Source organism: Chitinophaga filiformis, assembly GCF_021646545.1.
Lineage (GTDB): Bacteria > Bacteroidota > Bacteroidia > Chitinophagales > Chitinophagaceae > Chitinophaga > Chitinophaga filiformis_A.
Window position 1 is genome coordinate 32,281 of the sequence record NZ_JAKIRP010000012.1, and the last position, 19,926, is coordinate 52,206.

The 19,926-nt window shown below is 45.9% G+C and carries 19 protein-coding genes; 8 read left to right on the forward strand and 11 right to left on the reverse strand.

Translation table 11 applies throughout. The features are described 5' to 3' along the window. Positions 1–4: 4 nt before the first annotated feature. Complete coding sequence (locus L3C95_RS24380) at positions 5–1,516, reverse strand: hypothetical protein (RefSeq protein ID WP_236391651.1); 1,512 nt, start codon at positions 1,514–1,516, stop codon at positions 5–7. Next, positions 1,516–2,574 carry a bifunctional diaminohydroxyphosphoribosylaminopyrimidine deaminase/5-amino-6-(5-phosphoribosylamino)uracil reductase RibD gene (gene ribD / locus L3C95_RS24385; RefSeq protein WP_236391653.1) on the reverse strand — a complete coding sequence of 353 codons (1,059 nt, stop codon included), beginning with the start codon at positions 2,572–2,574 and terminating at the stop codon, positions 1,516–1,518. The genes L3C95_RS24380 and ribD overlap by 1 nt, the downstream gene beginning before the upstream one ends. A gap of 86 nt (positions 2,575–2,660) precedes the next feature. Between ribD and prmC the strand changes: the two genes are divergently transcribed. Genes prmC through L3C95_RS24400 form a run of 3 tightly spaced genes read left to right on the forward strand, consistent with a single transcriptional unit; the run spans position 2,661 to position 5,542 of the window. Next, positions 2,661–3,521: a peptide chain release factor N(5)-glutamine methyltransferase gene (gene prmC, locus L3C95_RS24390; RefSeq protein ID WP_236391656.1), complete on the forward strand. Its 861-nt coding sequence runs from the start codon at positions 2,661–2,663 to the stop codon at positions 3,519–3,521. Positions 3,522–3,574: 53 nt separating this feature from the next. Continuing rightward, complete coding sequence (locus L3C95_RS24395; RefSeq protein WP_236391659.1) at positions 3,575–4,852, forward strand: AAA family ATPase; 1,278 nt, start codon at positions 3,575–3,577, stop codon at positions 4,850–4,852. Then, a complete protein-coding gene (locus tag L3C95_RS24400) occupies positions 4,853–5,542 on the forward strand; it encodes a hypothetical protein (RefSeq protein ID WP_236391661.1) in 690 nt (229 codons plus the stop codon). Positions 5,543–5,702: 160 nt separating this feature from the next. On the opposite strand, the gene L3C95_RS24405 is transcribed toward L3C95_RS24400, so the two are convergent. From L3C95_RS24405 to pepT, 3 genes are all read right to left on the reverse strand, one after another. Then, positions 5,703–6,113: an ExbD/TolR family protein gene (locus L3C95_RS24405; RefSeq protein ID WP_236391663.1), complete on the reverse strand. Its 411-nt coding sequence runs from the start codon at positions 6,111–6,113 to the stop codon at positions 5,703–5,705. 27 nt (positions 6,114–6,140) lie between these two features. Then, positions 6,141–6,857 carry a MotA/TolQ/ExbB proton channel family protein gene (locus L3C95_RS24410; RefSeq protein WP_236391666.1) on the reverse strand — a complete coding sequence of 239 codons (717 nt, stop codon included), beginning with the start codon at positions 6,855–6,857 and terminating at the stop codon, positions 6,141–6,143. Between the two features lie 120 nt (positions 6,858–6,977). Then, the gene (pepT, locus tag L3C95_RS24415) at positions 6,978–8,222 is read right to left on the reverse strand and encodes a peptidase T (protein ID WP_236391669.1); all 1,245 of its coding nucleotides are present in this window, start codon (positions 8,220–8,222) and stop codon (positions 6,978–6,980) included. Between the two features lie 233 nt (positions 8,223–8,455). On the opposite strand from pepT, the gene metE reads away from it, so the two are divergent. The 3 genes from metE (at position 8,456) to L3C95_RS24430 (ending at position 11,572) form a co-directional block, all read left to right on the forward strand. Further along, positions 8,456–10,762, forward strand: a complete 2,307-nt coding sequence (gene metE / locus L3C95_RS24420; RefSeq protein ID WP_236391672.1) for a 5-methyltetrahydropteroyltriglutamate--homocysteine S-methyltransferase — start codon at positions 8,456–8,458, stop codon at positions 10,760–10,762. A gap of 154 nt (positions 10,763–10,916) precedes the next feature. Continuing rightward, entirely contained in the window at positions 10,917–11,198 is a 282-nt protein-coding gene (locus L3C95_RS24425) for a cysteine-rich CWC family protein (protein WP_236391674.1), read from the forward strand. Next, positions 11,177–11,572 (forward strand): acyl-CoA thioesterase, encoded by a 396-nt coding sequence (locus L3C95_RS24430; RefSeq protein ID WP_236391677.1) that lies wholly within the window; start codon positions 11,177–11,179, stop codon positions 11,570–11,572. Before L3C95_RS24425 ends, L3C95_RS24430 begins: the two co-directional genes overlap by 22 nt. A gap of 84 nt (positions 11,573–11,656) precedes the next feature. Here the strand turns inward: L3C95_RS24430 and L3C95_RS24435 are convergent, their stop codons facing one another. Next, positions 11,657–12,085, reverse strand: a complete 429-nt coding sequence (locus L3C95_RS24435; RefSeq protein WP_236391680.1) for a peptidylprolyl isomerase — start codon at positions 12,083–12,085, stop codon at positions 11,657–11,659. Between the two features lie 135 nt (positions 12,086–12,220). On the opposite strand from L3C95_RS24435, the gene L3C95_RS24440 reads away from it, so the two are divergent. Both L3C95_RS24440 and fmt read left to right on the forward strand, forming a co-directional pair. Further along, positions 12,221–13,387: an exo-beta-N-acetylmuramidase NamZ domain-containing protein gene (locus L3C95_RS24440; RefSeq protein WP_236391683.1), complete on the forward strand. Its 1,167-nt coding sequence runs from the start codon at positions 12,221–12,223 to the stop codon at positions 13,385–13,387. Next, positions 13,377–14,324 (forward strand): methionyl-tRNA formyltransferase, encoded by a 948-nt coding sequence (fmt, locus tag L3C95_RS24445; protein ID WP_236391686.1) that lies wholly within the window; start codon positions 13,377–13,379, stop codon positions 14,322–14,324. The genes L3C95_RS24440 and fmt overlap by 11 nt, the downstream gene beginning before the upstream one ends. A gap of 82 nt (positions 14,325–14,406) precedes the next feature. Here the strand turns inward: fmt and L3C95_RS34995 are convergent, their stop codons facing one another. From L3C95_RS34995 to L3C95_RS24470, 5 genes are all read right to left on the reverse strand, one after another. Then, a complete protein-coding gene (locus L3C95_RS34995; protein WP_262915925.1) occupies positions 14,407–15,450 on the reverse strand; it encodes a LysM peptidoglycan-binding domain-containing protein in 1,044 nt (347 codons plus the stop codon). Positions 15,451–15,498: 48 nt separating this feature from the next. Further along, complete coding sequence (locus tag L3C95_RS24455) at positions 15,499–16,893, reverse strand: methyltransferase RsmF C-terminal domain-like protein (RefSeq protein WP_236391688.1); 1,395 nt, start codon at positions 16,891–16,893, stop codon at positions 15,499–15,501. A 107-nt stretch (positions 16,894–17,000) separates the two neighbouring features. Next, positions 17,001–18,395: an NAD(P)(+) transhydrogenase (Re/Si-specific) subunit beta gene (locus L3C95_RS24460; protein WP_236391690.1), complete on the reverse strand. Its 1,395-nt coding sequence runs from the start codon at positions 18,393–18,395 to the stop codon at positions 17,001–17,003. A 20-nt stretch (positions 18,396–18,415) separates the two neighbouring features. Continuing rightward, complete coding sequence (locus L3C95_RS24465) at positions 18,416–18,730, reverse strand: NAD(P) transhydrogenase subunit alpha (RefSeq protein ID WP_236391693.1); 315 nt, start codon at positions 18,728–18,730, stop codon at positions 18,416–18,418. Between the two features lie 39 nt (positions 18,731–18,769). Beyond that, a complete protein-coding gene (locus tag L3C95_RS24470; protein WP_236391695.1) occupies positions 18,770–19,900 on the reverse strand; it encodes a Re/Si-specific NAD(P)(+) transhydrogenase subunit alpha in 1,131 nt (376 codons plus the stop codon). Between the last annotated feature and the right edge of the window lie 26 nt (positions 19,901–19,926).

The window sequence follows — 19,926 nt, forward strand, 5'->3', positions numbered from 1 at the left end:
GCTGTTATTGTTTGCTGGTGGCATCCGCCTCCCGCTCGTAAATGATCACCAGCATATTATTCTGCTGCAGATCTGTTTTTATTGTCACATATTTCCTCAATGCCCCTGCTACTATCCTCATTACGGCGGTATTCGGAGGAATACTGCCAAGGTTATCGGCCAGCATGATCAACCTGTTCTCTCCTTCCTGCAGGGTCACCTTCAGTTGCTGCCGTTGCCGTTTTACCGGGAAGCCGGTTACCACTTCCAGTCCGTTCATTCGTATGGAGATGCTATCACCATCTTCTGCGGCGTCATCCCACAATTCCAGGGTCACATCGGGCTGCTGTACATTGATCTTCTCCAGCAGGCTTGTTTGCCGCTCTGCAATACGTTTATCATTAATAGGCTTAAGCAAAGAATGCCTGATGGTATCTTTCACAGGATGACCGGCATTACGGCCGGTAAGATGTTGAATATCGTTCCCTGCAGCTACCACCTGCTGATCATCCGCAGTTGTTTTCATCCCCCGGCCTGTACTATCTTTTCCAGGAGTGCCGCTTAGGGGTATGTTATCCGATCCTCCCGGCGTATTAGCTGCCACCGTTTTCACACTATCAACGGCCTTACGAGGCAAACGGTTCAGTTGTGCGACGAGGAAAGTGGCATACAAATTCTGCCTGTCCGTGAAGTCAAACATGTACGAACCCGTCGTCGTCTTTACTTTAAAAGCACCGGTATTGGGCGGCAGACGGCCGTAGTTATCGGCAAACAGTGTTACAATATTGATACCCGTGTCCAGGGGCAACTGCAAGGTCTTACCTGTTTCGCTGATAAATGACTTGTCCAGCAGTTGCTTACCATTGAGCAACAGGGTCACCGTATCCCTGTCAATAGCATCCTCATCTCTGATGGATAATGGTACAATAGAATCGTAAACATCCACTTTATCATAAATCCCGAAGTAAACAGCGCCTTCTTCAGGATGCAACATCTGGCGTATATTCCTGTGTTGCCAGGGAGTATTGTTCTGTTTTTTCAGTACAATGTCTTTGCGTGAGAGCAGTTCCCGCAACAGATCCTTCATATATGCATACATTTCATCGTCTGCATACAATCCCTGCATGAATAACTCATATGAGTTGATCCACATGCGTTGCAGGGCCAGTTCCGGCGCTCCCTTCGCCTGATAGTTCAAAGTACCATTCAGGTAAAGCATCCAGGCGCCCAGGTGGAACGGCGTCTCTTCTGTCGGGTATTTTACCCTGCCAATACCCAACTGGTTGTCATTCTTTTTGGCCAGTAACACTTCGTATGTACCTGAGAAGGGAGAATAGATCACTTTCAGTTGCGCAGGATATAACATATTCCTTTCAGGTTTGCCTATCTGTAACTGCAGCTTGATACCACTTGTGGTAGGCCAGGGTTTGTACTCCATCGTCCAGGTACCTACCCACTTGTCAGCCTGGCCATAAGTGGTCAGGATACAGCAACAGCACAGGATCAGGATGCATATAGGGCGCTTCAGAAAGTTCATTATACCGTTCCCTCCTTTCTCTTGCGGTAATACAATATCCTATCGCCATCCAGCAAGGTTTCTTCCGTCAGTAAGCTGTGTGCCAATACGGGCGATTGCACACCATCCGGCAACGAATGACTGCCAACGATGACACGGGCTTCATCCCAGAGACCTGCTTCGATAAATTCATTCAGCACATAAGGTCCACCTTCCACCAGTACACTTAATATGCGTCTTTCGTGTAAAAGCCGCATTAACTGTGGGAGAAGTGGCTGCTCAAAATCGGCCGTAACCGTTTCAGTTGCACCCTCCTGTGCGGCTGCTTCTGCTGTGATAAACAACGTGGGCGCTGCACCATTCCACAAATGATAATGACGGGGTGTTTTCAGCGTACGGTCTATTACTATTCTGATAGGGTCTTTACCTGTCCAGTAGCGGTTATTCAAACGGGGATTGTCGGCTACAGCTGTATTGGTACCTACCAGTATTCCCATCTCTTCACTGCGCCAGCGATGTACAAGCCTGTCGGTCAGCGGATTTGAAATACGCACCGGAGATCCGTCTGCAGCAGCCATGTAGCCGGCCGCACTTTGTGCCCACTTCAGTATAATATAAGGGCGCTGCTGTTCATGATAAGTAAAGAAACGCTCATTCAGCTGCCGGCAGGCGCTCTCCAGCACATGTGTCCTCACGCTGATGCCGGCATCCCGGAGTATGGCTATACCACGTCCTGATACCTGGGAGAATGTATCCACGCAGCCAATCACCACGGCTCCTATTTTCTGCGCAACGATCAGTTCTGCACAGGGGGGCGTTTTGCCATAATGCGCACAAGGCTCCAGGCTCACATACATGGTAGCAGCAGGGATCAGCGGCTGATCTTCCGGTTTGACGGATCTGACACAGTTCACCTCTGCATGCGCATGGCCGTACTGCTGGTGATAACCTTCACCAATGATACGGCCCTCATGCACCAATACAGCGCCTACCATAGGATTGGGCGCTACATTCCCCGCTCCCAGCTTCGCCAGTTGCAGGCACCGTTGCATATAAAATTCATCAAAGGAGCTGTCCATGATAGCGTCTGATATTATACTTTTGTGTGCAAAAATATCGTTTCAGCAGGGATTTTCCCTGTGCAGTACATTTTTATACGCTCCATATGACAATACAGGCAGCTTTTACACAACTCATCACGTCCCTCGCACCGGTTCACGAGCAGCGGGAAGCCGCCAACATCGCGCACATCGTAATGGAGCATGTGACAGGTCTGTCAAAGATGGACAGGATCGTTTATAAGGATAAAGAACTGACAGCGCAGCAAGCTGCACAACTACAGCAAGCCCTCACAGCATTGCTGGAACATCAGCCCGTTCAATATGTTACCGGCACCAGCTGGTTCTATGGCATGGAGCTCCAAGTAAATAGCAATGTACTCATTCCCCGTCCGGAAACGGAAGAACTGGTGGAATGGATTGTGCAGGATGTACGTAACAGTAAGCTACTTAACCGTAAGATACTCGATATAGGCACCGGCAGCGGCGCCATCCCCCTGGCCATTAAAAAAGAACTGCCTGCCGCAAGCGTCTGGGCGCTTGATGTCAGCGCAGGTGCGCTGGAGACAGCCCGAACCAATGCACAGCAGCAAAAGCTGGATGTTCATTTTGAACAGATAGACATTCTCGATGCAGCTGCTACGCAATCATTACCCATGTTTGATATTATTGTTAGCAACCCTCCGTATATCTGCCAGCGGGAGCGCACAGATATGCAGGAACAGGTAGTGGCTTATGAGCCGTCTATCGCGTTATTTGTACCGGATGATGATGCCTTGCTGTTTTACAGGCAGATAGGGTTACTGGCAAAACAGAAGTTACATCCGGGCGGGGCACTGTATTTTGAGATCAATGAGGCGTTTGGGGAACAGACGGCAGAGTTGTTACGGGGACAGGGATATTTGAATGTGGAAGTCAGGAAGGATCTGTTTGGAAAAGACAGGATGGTGAAGGCTGTTTTAGGCTGAATAAGGAATAAAGGATTTTATTGTATAAATTTATCATAGAAAGAAACAAAATAATGCTGGACAAAATCAGAATACGGAACTTTAAATCTATTGACGACCTGTCTATTGATCTAGGAAGATTTAATGTTTTCATAGGTGAAAATGGATGTGGAAAGAGCAATATTCTGGAAAGCATCGTATATACTTCAGCTGCTTTCAATAAAAATATCGAAAATGAGTTTTTAGCGCTTAGAGGAGCAAGAACATCAGCTCCTTTATTGATGAGAAGTGGATTTGACAAAGAAATGCTTTCAAAAGATATTCTTATAGACATCAACGTCAAAGACCATAAATATTCATTTTCTTTTCAAAATGATAACCAGGCGTTTTCAAAATGGAAAGCTTCTCTTTTATTGGATGACAATACCCTAATAAAAGATATCAATCCAATATCTGAGACTCATGATCTTGAGCCCCTGAGCAAGCTAAAAGAAGAAGTGCTTGGAGATTTGGAAACCCTACAAAAACAAATACCTGGGTCTGAAGATGAAAAGCTAACTAACAAACAATTAAGTAACAACCTTCAATCCATTCTGAAAAGAATTAATGATCAAATAATTAGAGTAAAGACAGAGTTAACTCATTCACTAACAAATAGGCTTTTTAAGTCACTCGATGATGAAGCCGGCTTGCTCAATTACATGATTTACTCACCTGAGAATTTCTTTCTTAGAAGATTTGAGTATGAAAACTCTTATGTTGAACCCCTGGGGCACAGGGGTGAAGGATTATTAAATCTAATTAAAATCATCAAAAAGGGAAAAAGCGATCAATATACAAGCATTATCAAAAATTTATTTCTAATCGACTGGTTTAGTTCCTTTGATATCAAGGAGGAATCTTCTCTTGGAGAAATCGAGTTCTCTATTGATGATAAGTATCTGGAAGACGGCCTTAAGTCCTTCGACATTAGAAATGCTAATGAAGGTTTCTTTTTTATACTATTCTATGTTACACTTTTTACAAGTGATTATACGCCCCCTTTCTTTGCAATCGACAATATAGACACCGCTCTCAACCCTAAACTATGTAGCAAGTTAATAAGCGTCCTTTCCGAGCTTGCCGCCCAAAATAACAAGCAAGTAATCATTACCACCCACAACCCCTCCGTACTTGACGGATTAAATCTAAACAACGACGAAGAAAGGCTATTCGTCGTTTCAAGAAATGCAGTTGGTAACACCCGTGTCAAACGAATTGAAAAGAAAGCTCCCCTGGAAGGCGAACAACCAGTGAAATTATCTGAACAATTCTTAAGAGGATACATCGGAGGGTTACCAAAAAACTTTTAAATGAAAACATTTGGGATAATAGCTGAAGGTCCAACGGATCAAATTGTTATTCAAAATATTTTAGTAGGATTCTTCGACAATAATGAACTTCCCTCTTCGGTTAATTTTTTACAACCGTTAAGAGACGCAACAGATGAAGCCAGGAGACAGGGTGGCTGGCCCAAAGTATTTGAATACTGTCAGTCGACATATTTCCTGGAAGCATTTGAGCAAAACGATTATCTTATTATACAAGTTGATACAGATGTTTGCGAACATAAAAATTTTGATGTACGTAAAACAACTGAAACCGGAAGTGCCAAATCAGCCGACGACCTGATAAGAGATATTATGTTCAGATTTGAATTACTTTTCGTTACATGCTTTGGAATAGATAAGTATAATCAATTTAAAGACAGACTGATCTATGCGATATGCTTGGACGAGATTGAATGCTGGCTGTTACCTCTCTATTTTACTGACAAGATAAAATCGGCTACCAACAATTGCATTCATAAATTAAACCCAATGCTGAGGGCAAACTTTAAGGGTCGTTATATTGATGAAGACAATAAGAACAACATGGTCAATGATTATTGGAAATTCAGCAAACCATACATGAAAAACAAAATATTAATGGCTAAAGCTTATGATAATATAAGCCTTGGAACATTTATCGACAATCTCAAGGCTCAAAATATCATATTGTGATGAATCATTGCATATGGTAAGTTTGTGCCATATCACCACTTATTGACCTCAAAACTGATAAGATTCAACTTCTTACAGTATTTCCCCAAAACAAACTTGCGACCCCAAAGCTGAAAATACTCCAACTTCCGGATCGCAAGCCTTTAGTAATATAATTATATTATCCTTTACTCTGCGGATTAGCCGTAGCCAGCACCACTTTTGCGCCTATTTCACGCGCCACTTCCATTACCTTCACCACATCTTCCACAGGCACCGTTTTCTCTGCATTGATCACAATCGTAGGGTCCACGGTTTCACGTCCTATAGCAGGTATCAGCATCTGTTTCAGGCTTTCAAAAGGCACTTTGTTGGTACCTACATAAAACTCCCTTTTATCATTGATACTGATCACCACTGTCTGTTTGGCTTTGGTATTGCTTTTGGCTTTAGGCAGCGTCAGCTTGATCACGTTAGGATTAGCCAGTGTGGATACGATCAGGAAGAAGAGCAGGAGAATGAACAGGATATCATTCAATGCCCCGTTGTGCAACTCCAGATGCCGTTTATTTCTTCTATTGCGTAGGTTCATATTTTACAATTACGAATTATCAATGAATTATCTCGTTGGTTCTTGCAAAATATCAATGAACTCTGCTGAAGCGCCTTCCATTTTATTGATAACCTTGTCTATCTGTGCATTCAGGAAGCTGTAACCAATGTAGGCCACCAACCCGATGATCAGACCTGTAGCGGAGGTGATCATTTTTACATAGATACCGCCGGCGATAGTTCCCAGCGTGATATCGGATGTGATAGAGATATTGAAGAAGGTCTGGATCATACCGGCAATAGTACCGAGGAACCCGAACATAGGCGCAATACCTGCAATAATAGACAGGACCACTAAGTTCTTTTCCATCTTGTAGATTTCCAGTTTACCTACATTCTCCATAGATTTTTCGATACTCTCGATCGGTTTACCGATACGCTGTACGCCCTTATCGATCATACGTGCGATAGGACTGTTGGTGTTCTTTGACAAAGAACGGGCAGCGGAGACATTGCCATTGGAGATATGATCGCGGATCATGGGCATGAAGTTGTCCTCCAGCTTACCTGCCTTTGAGATAGTAAGATACCTTTCCACGAAAGCAAAAACGGCGATAACGGAAAGTATTCCCAATGGGATCATCAGTACGCCCCCTTTCATCAGCAGGTCAAGTAATTTTATCTGCTGATCAGCAGCTGCAACATTTGCAGCCGCATTGGCAACCGTATCTGCCTTTGGCTGTAATAGAGAATCCTGTAATAATGTAACGAGTCCTAAGAGCATGAAAAAAATTTTAACCCTGCAAAAGTATTAAATTCAGATGCAACAAGGCCGGAAGATACCAATAATATGGTAAACATTTAACGTATGTTCTGGCAAATTATTGCCAATCAACCAACTAAATCAGCTACGTTCTTCCCAAACCTGTGCCAGATATACAATAGTCTGCACCGCTTTTTGCATATCCTGGATACTTACATACTCATATTTGCTATGCAGGGCCATTTCTCCGGTGAAAATATTAGGGCAGGGTAATCCCATAAAAGAGAGCCTGGAACCATCCGTTCCTCCCCTGATAATCAGTCGTAAAGGCTCAACACCGGCACGGCGGATGGCCTCTTCTGCATTGGCCGTTACCTGCGGATGCAGGTCCAGCACTTCTTTCATATTGCGGTATTGTTGTGTGATGGTCAGCGTTGCACTGGCCTGCGGATGACGGGCCATGACCATGTTCATAATATTCCGGAGAAAAGCCGCATGCTCATCGAGCTTCGCGGTAACAAAATCACGGAGAATAAAGTCGATCTCCGCATGTTCTACAATCCCCTGCATTCTCACAGGATGAATAAAGCCCTGGCGGTCTTCCGTTGTTTCGGGAGACAGGCCGTCTTTGGGCAGGGCATCTACTATCTCGCTGGCTATCTTGATGGCGCTTACCAATTTATTCTTTGCAGCACCCGGATGTACACTTACACCTTGTATAACGATCTTCGCCGCATCAGCAGAGAAACTTTCCTCCTCCAATGAACCGCGTTCTCCACCATCCATTGTATAACCAAACTGCGCGCCTAATCTTTTCATGTCCAGTTTTTCAACACCACGGCCTACTTCTTCATCCGGCGTGAAAAGGATACGGATATCGCCATGTTTGATCTCAGGATGCGCCAGCAGGAAATGAGCAGCGTCCATGATCTCGGCTACACCCGCCTTATCGTCTGCTCCCAGCAATGTGGAACCGCTGGCAGTAATAACGTCATCTCCTTTTTTCGATTGCAGATAGGGATGTTCGGCAGCCCTGATCACTGTTCCTTCTTCGGGCAGCGCAATATCGCCCCCATCATATTGCTGATGGATAATAGGCTTCACGTTCCTGCCACTGCAATCACTGGAGGTATCCATATGTGAGCAAAAGCAGATCACCGGCACGGATTTATCAGTGTTTCCGGGAATAGTAGCAAAGACATATCCATGCTCGTCCATCACAGCATCTTTAATACCCATTTCCTGCAATTCCTGTACTAACAGCTTTCCAAGATCCTTCTGCTTCTCTGTGGAAGGAAAGCTCTTACTCAGTGGATCTGATTGTGTATCGATCTGTACGTAGCGCATAAAGCGCTCTGTTACCGTGTATTTGTAATTGTTGAACATAGTGCAAACGTAAGGAATTTAAGATTCCGGGGAATAAACATCATATGATTTCCCAGTTCAACAGAAAAAAACACTGTTTCCGCATTGCTTTCATCACAAAACAGCATATTTATCTTTATAAAACATAATTAGAGAACAAAACACCAAATAAAAATATATGATCAATATTTTGTTCCATAATTATAAGTTTGCACAGTAAAGACACAGGGTTATCATCGTTAAAATTAGTAAGTATGCAAACCAACATTCTTGGCTACCCCCGTATCGGTAGCAACCGGGAATTGAAGAAGGCAAATGAAGCCTATTGGGCGGGAAAGATCTCGTTAGAAAAATTACAGCTCACCGCCAGGCAGCTACGTCGCCAGAACTGGGAAACCCTCCACAATGCAGGCATAGACCTGATCCCTTCCAACGATTTCTCTTATTACGACCAGATACTGGATATGTGTATAATGACGGGCACTATTCCTGCCCGCTTTAAACCTTTGATGGAAAGCCTCGTAACACCCAGCAGCCCTGAGTTATATTTCGCTATGGCCCGTGGTTACCAGAAGAATGGGATTGATGCCACTGCCATGGAAATGACCAAATGGTTTGACACCAACTATCATTACCTGGTACCTGAATTCGATAGCTCTCAAAAATACAGGTTGCTGCACAACAAATGCCTCGAAGAGTTCAAAGAAGCACTTTTTTTAGGTATACATACTAAACCTGTACTGATAGGTCCTGTCAGCTTTCTGCTGCTGGGTAAGATCAAAGAAGAAACATTACAGGAGTCCAACCTGCTGGATCAGTTGCTGCCGGTTTATATCACATTGCTGCAATCGCTCCAGCAGGCAGGTGCTACCTGGGTACAGATAGATGAACCTACGCTGGTCCTCGATCTCACACCGGCACAACAGGAGTTGTTCCACCACGCATATACACAGCTGCGGGAAGCCGTTCCTGCATTGAAGATACTACTGACCACCTATTTCGGCGGACTGCAGGACAATGCACCATTAGCCGTGCAGCTTCCCGTGGATGCCTTACACATAGACCTGGTCAGGGCGCCGGAACAACTGGACACCATACTGGCCTCTCTTCCGCAGACACTGCAATTGTCTGTAGGTGTAGTGAATGGCCGTAATATCTGGAAGAACAATTATGAACAGTCGCTGCAGCTGTTACGTAAAGCCGTCACTGCATTGGGAGAAAAAAGAGTATTGATAGCCACCTCCTGTTCATTGCTGCATACACCCTATGATCTTGAGCTGGAAACCGATGAAACCGTGCTTACTCCGCAGATCAAAAACTGGATGGCCTTTGCTAAACAGAAAGTACATGAAGTGATCGCACTCAGGGATATCATTGCCGGCAACGAAACTTTACTGAAAGCTAACCAGGCCACCATGCAGGAGAAAAGCACCGCAGCGATCATCCATAAACCAACGGTGAAAGCACGGTTGGCGGCACTGACAACGGCTGATGCGCAACGTAAGAGCGCCTTCCCCATCAGGCAGAAAGCGCAGGAAGAGATATTAAAACTGCCGCTATTCCCCACCACAACCATCGGCTCTTTTCCGCAAACCGAAGATATCAGGAAACTGCGTGCCGATTTAAAAAAGGGAGCTATTACCCAGGACGAATATGAAACTGCTATCCGCACGGCCATACAGGATTCTGTACAACTACAGGAAACCTTGCGCATAGATGTACTGGTACATGGAGAATTTGAGCGTAATGACATGGTGGAGTATTTCGGAGAGCAACTGGAGGGATTTGTATTTACGAAAAATGGCTGGGTACAGAGCTATGGTTCCAGGTGTGTGAAACCTCCCGTGATCTACGGCGATGTGCAACGCAATGCGCCTATGACTGTTGAGTGGAGCAGCTATGCACAATCGTTGACAGACAAACCTATGAAAGGCATGCTGACAGGTCCGGTTACCATCCTGCAGTGGTCGTTCGTCCGTGACGATCAGCCACGTGCTGACACCACATTACAAATTGCGTTGGCCATCCGTGATGAAGTGACAGATCTTGAAAAAGCAGGCATCAGGGTGATACAGGTAGATGAACCGGCTATCAGGGAAGGCCTGCCGCTACGCGAAGCTGACTGGCAATCTTACCTGGACTGGGCGGTAAAAGCATTCCGTGTATCAGTATCCGGCGTGGAAGATGCCACACAGATCCACACGCATATGTGTTATGCCGAGTTCAATGATATTATCAGCAATATAGCTGCGATGGATGCAGATGTGATCACCATAGAAACATCGCGTTCACAAATGGAACTGCTGGAAGTGTTCTCCACCTTCAGATATCCATACGAGATCGGCCCAGGCGTATATGATATACATTCACCACGGGTGCCCACTGTAGCAGAAATGACAGCACTGCTGGAAAAAGCCATACAGCTGTTGCCGGCGCGGAATATCTGGGTAAATCCTGACTGCGGACTGAAAACGCGCAAATGGCCGGAAACAGAGCAGGCACTGCGTAACATGGTGGCTGCAGCCCGCAACATGCGCATGGCTGTTACAGCAACCGTATAACCATACCCTCAATATACATTTATCCGCCATTCAAAACCAGGAAGTGTGGCAGAAGCATTTGCTTTTGCTGCACTTTCCTTATTACAAGCAGCAGGCTGCCAGCTGTTTATGAAACAAATCCTGTTTCGTGCGCGCTGATTCGTAACTTTACTTCATGGCTTGTCATGAAACCATCAACTGTCCCCGCTGTAATACAGCTTTTGAGTGCCGTGTTGGTTCTATCCTCCGCTGCCAGTGTCAGCAGGTAAAGCTGACAGAAGAAGAGCGTACATTCATAGCCGGCGCCTATGCCGGATGCCTTTGCGCCGCGTGCCTGAACGATCTGAAGATCTCCTACCGACAGACACAATTTAAACAACGCCTGCTGCAACTGCATATCCAGCGCTTAAAAGATAAAAACAGTAAATCAACAATATGGCATACGAAAAACAGATAGCCGATTCCGTTACACGGATATTCAAAGCGGTCTTTCCTAACACAGTGAACCATTATGATACCCTTTTCGGTGGTACAGCTATGCAGCTGATGGATGAAGCAGCTTTTATCACCGCCACCCGTTTCAGCCGTATGCGTATGGTGACGGTATCGAGCGACAGAATAGACTTTAAGATGGCCATTCCTCATGGCACTATTATAGAACTGGTGGGAAAGGTAGTACATGTAGGTACTACCAGCCTGAAAGTGGAAGTAGATATTTTTGTGGAACAGATGTACAATACACGCCGTGAAAAAGCGATCTCGGGTACATTTACCTTTGTAGCAATCGATGAGCAGAAAAAACCGACCAGGATCGTATTGCCACACGAATAGTGCAATATTACCACATGACGATAAAAGCAAAACGCTGATCACCTCTAAGGCAATCAGCGTTTTACTTTAAAAATTTCGGTTCTGTTATTTGATCTCTACCAGTTCGATGTCAAATATCAGCGCTTCACCAGCCAGTGGATGGTTAGCATCCAAAGTGATGAAGTCCGTGCTTATAGCGGCAACTTTCACAGGGAATACCTGTCCCTGCGGATTGCTCATCTGCAGATCCATACCCACCTGAGGGTTCAGATCAGCCGGAATATTTTCTTTTGGAAACTCCATGATCAGCTCATCATTCTTCGGGCCGTATGCTTCTTCTACAGGAATATTCAGCGTTCTTTTCTCACCCACTTTCATGTCCACCACACCATTGTCGAAGCCTTTAATAACCATACCGGCGCCGACCTTGAACTCCAGCGGGTCCCTGCCCTCGGAAGAATCAAATGTTGTTCCGTTGGTCAGGCGGCCATGATAATGCACACGCACCGTATCTCCGTTTTTAACTGCTTGCATAATAATTTAATTATAAGTGTTACAGGATTTAATTGTTGCAAGGTAAGAAAATAGTGAATAGATATTCAATTTAGCATAATTCCTCTAAACTACCAATCCTTATATATCTTCCCTTATTTAAACTATTTTTACGCTATGTATAAGATCATAATTCCACTCCTATTATGGCTGGCAGTCACTACTGCTGCATGCGCCCAGGTAATAACAGGAGCCGAAAGGACCAATGAATACCTTCCGCTCCTGAAAGGCAAAAGAGTAGCATTGCTGGTTAATCAGACTGCTATACTGGGCAATACACACCTGGTGGATTCATTGTTGAAACTGCATGTGCGTATTCAGAAAATATTCAGTCCCGAACATGGTTTCAGAGGCAATGCTGATGCAGGTGAAAAAGTTGGCAACACGAAAGATGAGCGCACCGGACTGCCGATTGTATCGCTCTATGGTAAACACCGTCAGGCCACTGCAGCTGACCTGAAAGATGTAGACATCCTCATCTTTGACATACAGGATGTAGGCACGCGCTTTTACACCTATATTTCTTCTTTGCAGGAACTCATGGAGTCTGCCGCAGAAAATCATAAACCACTTATCGTGCTGGACCGTCCCAATCCTAACGGACACTATGTTGACGGCCCGGTACTACTGGACACCACATTGCGCTCCTTTGTCGGCATGCAGGCTATTCCCATTGTGCATGGTATGACAGTTGGCGAATATGCTAAAATGCTGAACGGAGAGAAATGGTTGAAAAATGGTGTACAATGCGACCTGACAGTGATCACCTGCCAGCAGTATGATCATCATACTTACTATCAGCTACCGGTGAAACCCTCACCTAACCTGCCCAATATGGCGGCCATCTATCTGTATCCTGCTACCTGTTTATTTGAAGGAACAGCACTGAGCCTGGGCCGGGGAACTGATCTTCCTTTCCAGGTATTCGGACATCCCTCTTATCCGAAAAACCTGTATTCCTTCACACCACGTAGCACGCCTGGCGCAAAGGAACCACCGTTAAAAGATGTTACCTGTTATGGATACAATCTCACAGGCACACCAGATGCAGTAAGGAAGGAAATGAACGGCAGAATACAGCTGAAATGGCTCATACAGGCATATCAGCTATTCCCAGACAAGGATAAATTCTTTATTCCTTTTTTCAATAAACTGGCCGGCAATACTATTTTACAGCAACAAATAAAAAAAGGCCTCAGCGAAGCCGAAATACGCAAAAGCTGGGAACCTGCTTTAACGCAATTTAAAACTACCAGGAAGAAATATTTATTATATGCAGAGTGAGTTAACGGATCAAAAGAATATCAGGATCGTTTTTATGGGAACCCCGGATTTTGCAGTGGCATCACTGGATATCCTGGTACAGAACGGATACAATGTAGTAGGTGTGATCACCGCACCTGATAAACCTGCCGGAAGAGGGTTGCAGTTACAACAGAGTGCCGTGAAACAATATGCCGTATCAAAAGGTCTCCGGGTACTACAACCGGAAAAACTGAAGAACCCTGAATTCCTGGAGGAACTGCGTTCATTGAAAGCAGACCTGCAGGTAGTGGTAGCCTTCCGTATGCTGCCGGAAGTTGTATGGGATATGCCGCCTTTAGGCACTATCAACGTGCATGCTTCTTTGCTGCCTAATTACAGAGGTGCGGCTCCTATCAACTGGGCCATCATCAATGGTGAAAAGCAATCGGGCGTAACCACATTCAAACTGCAGCACGAGATCGATACCGGTGATATTCTCTTCAGTCAGTCAGTAGACATCCGCGATGACGAAACCGCCGGAGATCTGCATGACAACCTGATGGCAACCGGCGCCGGTCTATTACTGAAGACGGTACAGGCACTGGCATCCGGTACTGCCACAGGAACACCACAGGCGCATATCAGAGCGGAAGACATTAAACATGCACCGAAGATCTTTAAGGAAGATTGCCAGATAAAATGGGAACAGCCTGTAGAACAGATCTACAACCTGGTACGTGGCCTTAGTCCCTATCCTACTGCCTGGACTACGCTTAATGGCAAAGGACTGAAAATTTTCAAAGCAACAAGAGAACAAGCTACGCCCAGTGTAGCACCCGGACAAGTGATCAGTGATAATAAGACCTACCTGAAAATTGCAGCAGCAGACGGTTATCTTTCTTTACTGGAGATCCAACTGGAAGGGAAAAAACGGATGGATATTGAGGCTTTCCTAAGGGGCAACAAGATCAATTAAGGGGAACCGGATAATATTTAATCAGGAATTAAGCATCAGGAACAATCATTCAGCCCTGGTACTTAATTCCTGATTTTTTTATTTAGTCTTCATAACTCAACTGGCAATAGAACTTCGCTTCATTAGTTCCTAATGCCTCCAGTGCTGAATCACTCAGCTTGATGATCAGACCTTCATTTTGCTTAATCTGCGGAATGGCCTCGAGCACTTTTGCATAGATAAATCTACCATTCAGTGGATTGGTCACTTTGATAATGGTACCTCTCGGTGCAGTATTGTGCAGCGCATAATATTTACCGGGGCTCGCATTGCTCTTGAACCAGCCACCAGGACCTTTTTCAGAAGTTACGTTCTTACCGTTGCCTGTCTGCTGGTTGTATAACTGCTCAAAAGAAGATCCTGCCGGCGCAGACGTAACCGGTGGTTTACTACCGGTATTGTTACTATCAGGTGTTTTTACTGGTTCTGCAGGCGCTGCCGGCTGGTCCGGTTTAGTAACCGGAGGCGCTGGCGTGGTGCTTGCCGGAGGTGTTGCTACCGGAGTTGACGGCGCCGGATTGGATGGTGCCGGGTTAGAAGGGGCAGGTGTGGAAGCTGGTGGTGTAGCCGCCGGATGATTTGCCGGAGGCGTAGCTGCCGGTACATTTGCTACAGGTGCTGAAGGTGCAGGAATACCACCACCTTTCAGCCATCCAACTATCACATAACTGTCTTTCTGTAAACCGTCACCGGTCATATTGTTCCAGCGACGAATATTGTCCAGGGGTACCTTGTTATGATTAACGCTCAGGCGATAAAGGGTTTCTTTTTCCTCTACCTTATGATATACAGGCGTGCCATGAGGATCTGCTTCCGATTTCTGTGAGAAGTTGGTATTATTTAGCGGGATCTTTACCTGTTGCCCTAATTGCAAACCTTGTTCAAACGAAATATTGTTCTCGGTTGCTATTTGTTTTGGAGACAAACTATAGGACCTGCCCAGGCTGTAAAAGGTCTCCCCTTTTTTTACAGTGTGCAATACATACAGATCGGGAGAGGTACCTTGTACCTGCAACCTGTCCTGTGCCTGTACTCCACCGGCTACACATAATACAAGTCCTGCAATTGTCATGAACGTTTTTACCATTACTACGCTGTTTATACCTTTCGGGTAACTAGATTAAAAATTATTTGCCTACACTTCTTTCAGAATACGGAGTTCTTTAGGATAGTAATTGTTGATACGGTTCGGTAATATTTTCGCCCATCCGAGCGCCATCCCCTCATACATCATCAGTGCCCAGCCCTTCACATTTGTTGATATCTCCGGTTCTTCTTTTCTCAGATAACGCAAGGCCTGTTCTCGGGTCAACCCAATCTGCGGGATCGTTTCACTCGTCATAGTGCTCATCGCCAGCTGGTGATCGGGTATCAGTTCCTTTGCCGCCAGCTGACCGGCCTTTATGCCAGCTTTCCGCAAATATAAGTGCTGTTGTAATAAAGAAACAACAGGCGCCATATTTTCCGGAAATATTAATACCTCTCCCTGATGGTCCATCAGGAAAAGGTTGTCCATATTTTTCAGCCATTGCGCTACCTTTCCCTGATCTTTTTTAGCAACTGCAGGAAGCGTATCACGTTGCCTTTTAGCGGTGTACACATCACCTGCCGTCTTACGGAAACAGGTAATAAAAAAGCCCTCCCCTTTTACTTTGTCAGGATAAAAACGATATCCTTCAGCTACCTGTGGTCCTGCTTTCGTTTTTACAATGTGCCAGTTATCGTCGACCGGTATTGCGATATTCTCTACTGCGAAGTTCTCCTGTATCCATTCCATGATCTCCTCATCTTCTTCTCTTGAATAGGAACAGGTAGCATAGATCATGATACCGTCCTCTTTTAACGCATTCCATACATCTGCCAGTATACGCTGCTGCCGCTGACTGCAAAGGATCACGTTCTCGGGCGACCATTCCGCCACGGCTTCCGGTTCACGACGGAAAAGACCGGAACCGGAACAGGGTGCATCCACAACCATCACATCAAAATATCCCTGCAGTTTTGCGAAGTCCCGGGGATCATTGTTCGTCACAATCACATTGGCAGCTCCCCACTTGCTGATATTGTCCGCCAGCAATGCCGCTCTGCTTTTGATCACCTCATTGGAAACCAGCACACTGTCCGGGCTAAGGAGGGATTGCAGCAGCGTGGATTTACCTCCCGGCGCAGCGCAAAGATCCAGCACTTTCAATGGTGCACGCAGGTCGCAGACATGACGCATCACATGTTCCAGGAACATCGAAGACGCTTCCTGTACATAGTAAGCGCCTCCATGAAAAAAAGGATTAAAGGTAAACGAAGGCCTTGAAGGCAGGTAATAGCCATACTGTGACCATGGCACCCGGCTTACCGGTTCTTCTGTCAGCGAGGCAAGTACCTTTTGTACTGTGCCTTCATCCTGTATTTTGTTTGGATTGATCCTGAGAGAAGTAACTTTTTCGCCTGCCTCATGTATACGCAAAAAGGCTGCCAAATCCATGCCTGGCAGTCCTATGAGTGTATCTGTAAATTTTTTTGGTAAGAAATCCAACCCCTTATTTTTGCGGCAAAATACTGAAAAAAAGGGATGACCGCTAAAGTGACATTGCCGCTGTTAGTTCAACAGGCGTAACGCAACCATGCCTGGAGGCCGCGTCACTACAGAGAGTTAACTATTTCAGCCACCAGTTGCTGCAGGACATGCTTGGCGTCTCCAAACAACATAGAGGTCTTTGGCTGGAAGAACAGATCGTTTTCAATACCGGCATAACCGGGTTTCATACTTCGTTTATTGACAATTACGCTTCTGGCATTTTCCACTTCCAGGATCGGCATTCCGTAAATAGGGCTGGCCGGATCACTTTTGGCGGCGGGGTTCACCACATCATTGGCTCCCAGCACTAAGACTACATCAGTTGTGTTAAACTGGCCATTGGCCTGTTCCATTTCCAGTAATTTATCGTAGGGCACATCTGCTTCCGCCAGCAGCACATTCATATGGCCCGGCATACGTCCGGCCACCGGGTGAATAGCGTATTTCACTTCTACGCCCCTTGCTTCCAGCAAGGTTTCCAGTTCATGACAAGCATGTTGTGCCTGTGCCACTGCCAGGCCATATCCCGGCACGATCATCACTTTCTGGGCATATGCCATTATAACTGCAGTATCTGACAAAGAGATCTCCTTGTATGCACCCTGTTCCCTGCTGGCCCCCGCTGCTTTTGGTCCGCCGAAAGAACCGATCAGCACATTCTTCAGAGAACGGTTCATCGCCTTACACATCAGGATCGTGAGGATAGTACCTGCGGAACCTACCAGTATCCCTCCTGTCAGCATCACCGGATTGTTATACAGGAAGCCACCGCAGGCCGCAGCTACACCTGTAAATGAGTTCAACAGCGATATGACTACCGGCATATCCGCCCCACCTATTGGCAATACAAAACATACACCGTATACAAGCGACAACAAGAGTATTACTACAAAAAGTATAGCCGTTGCAGCTGGCAGAGCAACGGTTACCACTACTGCCAGCAGCAGTATCACTGCCAGTATAACCAGGTTGACAATATGCTGGCCTTTAAATGAAATATCTTTTATACTGCCGTTTAGTTTCCCCCAGGCAATGACTGAACCGGCAAAAGACACCGATCCTATCACCATACCTGCCAGAATGATCATCAACTGCATTTTCACCGGCGCCCCTGTGAAAATCACTGCTCTCATGTATTCAAATTCCACAACTGAGATCAGTGCCGCACAGGCGCCCCCCATACCATTAAACAGGCTGACCATTTCCGGCATAGCCGTCATTTTCACTCTCCTGGCCGATACCAACCCTATAACACCGCCGATGAGCAAGCCTGCTATAATCCATCCATAATTATGCAATCCCTGCCCATGGTGTCTGTAGAGAAAGATAGTGCCCAATATGGCCAGGGTCATACCTCCCGCAGCAATAGCATTACCTTTCCGGGCCGTAGCGGGATTACTTAACATCTTTAACCCTATGATAAATGTAACAGAGCCTATCAGATAGATCAGCGATAACATAGTGTAATGATTAGATACAATTATTTGGTCTTTTTTGACTTGAACATTTCAAGCATCCTGTCTGTCACTACAAAACCACCCACTACATTGATAGTACCCAGTATAACGGCAAGGAAACCCAATGCCAGGGCCAGGTAATTATCAGGTTCGGCTTCTCCCATCACAATGATAGCGCCGATGATCACAACGCCATGAATGGCATTAGCGCCACTCATCAGTGGTGTATGTAATACGGAAGGCACCCGCGAGATCACCTCTACTCCCAGGAAGATGGAAAGAATCACTATGTACACCGCGTCCAGGTGCTGCTGTAAAAAAGAAAAAAGAGCATCCATTATTGGGGATCGTTGATTTCAGGAATAGATGAACAGCTTTTATAATTTCACACTATCCACTTGCCTGAGCCGTTCATTGGTGATGACACCGCTATGGGTGATACAGGCTCCCTGCACGATATCATCAGAAAAATTCAATACCAGGTCGCCATCTTTTACCAGTAACTGCAAAAAATTAAAAATGTTCTTTGCATATAGTTTGCTGGCATCCGAAGGCATGGAAGACTGCAGATTGGAATCACCGATAATAGTAATGCCCTTATGCACAACGGTCTTATTGTTCTCAGTAAGCGCCGTATTTCCTCCTGTAGCTGCTGCCAGATCAACGATCACTGCTCCGGGTCTCATTTTGTCCAGCATTTCTGCAGTGATCAGGATGGGTGCTTTTTTACCAGGTATCTGCGCTGTTGTGATCACAATATCCGATTTGGCTATACTTTCTGCTATCTTTTCCTGTTGCCGCTGTTTATATGCCTCGGTCTGCTCTACAGCATATCCTCCCGCAGCAGACGGATCTGCCGCGCCCTCTACTTCTATAAACCTGGCGCCCAGGCTCATTACCTCCTCCTTTACAGCCGGGCGGGTATCAAATACTTCTACCACAGCGCCGAGGCGCCTCGCGGTAGCAATTGCCTGTAATCCGGCCACACCGGCGCCCAATATCAGCACTTTTGCAGGGGCAATACTGCCCGCGGCGGTCATAAACATGGGAAGATAACGGCTGTAACTCCACGCTGCCAGTAATACGGCCTTATATCCGGCAATATTCGCCTGTGAACTCAGTACATCCATACTCTGCGCACGGGTAGTACGCGGTATACTGTCAAGACTGAAAGTGGTAAGCTGCCTGTCAGCCCATTGCTGCATGGTTGCAGTGTTGCTGAACGGCTGGTAGATCCCGGTCAGTACTTTGCCCGCCGGTATGGACTTCCAGGATTGTTCATCAGGGATCTGGATGCTGAGGATGATGTCTGCCTGTTGCAGGATTTCAGCGGCAGGCTTTACAACAGCACCTGCCTGTATATAGGATTCATCAGGATAATATGCCCGGGTTCCGGCATCCGGTTCTATCCAAACCGTTACTCCCTGCTTTCCTAACTGCTTAACAATGTCCGGCACTAAAGAAACCCTGTTTTCTCCTGGCTGTTCTTTTAGGACGCCTGCGATCATCTAATGGAATTTATACGCTGAATTTA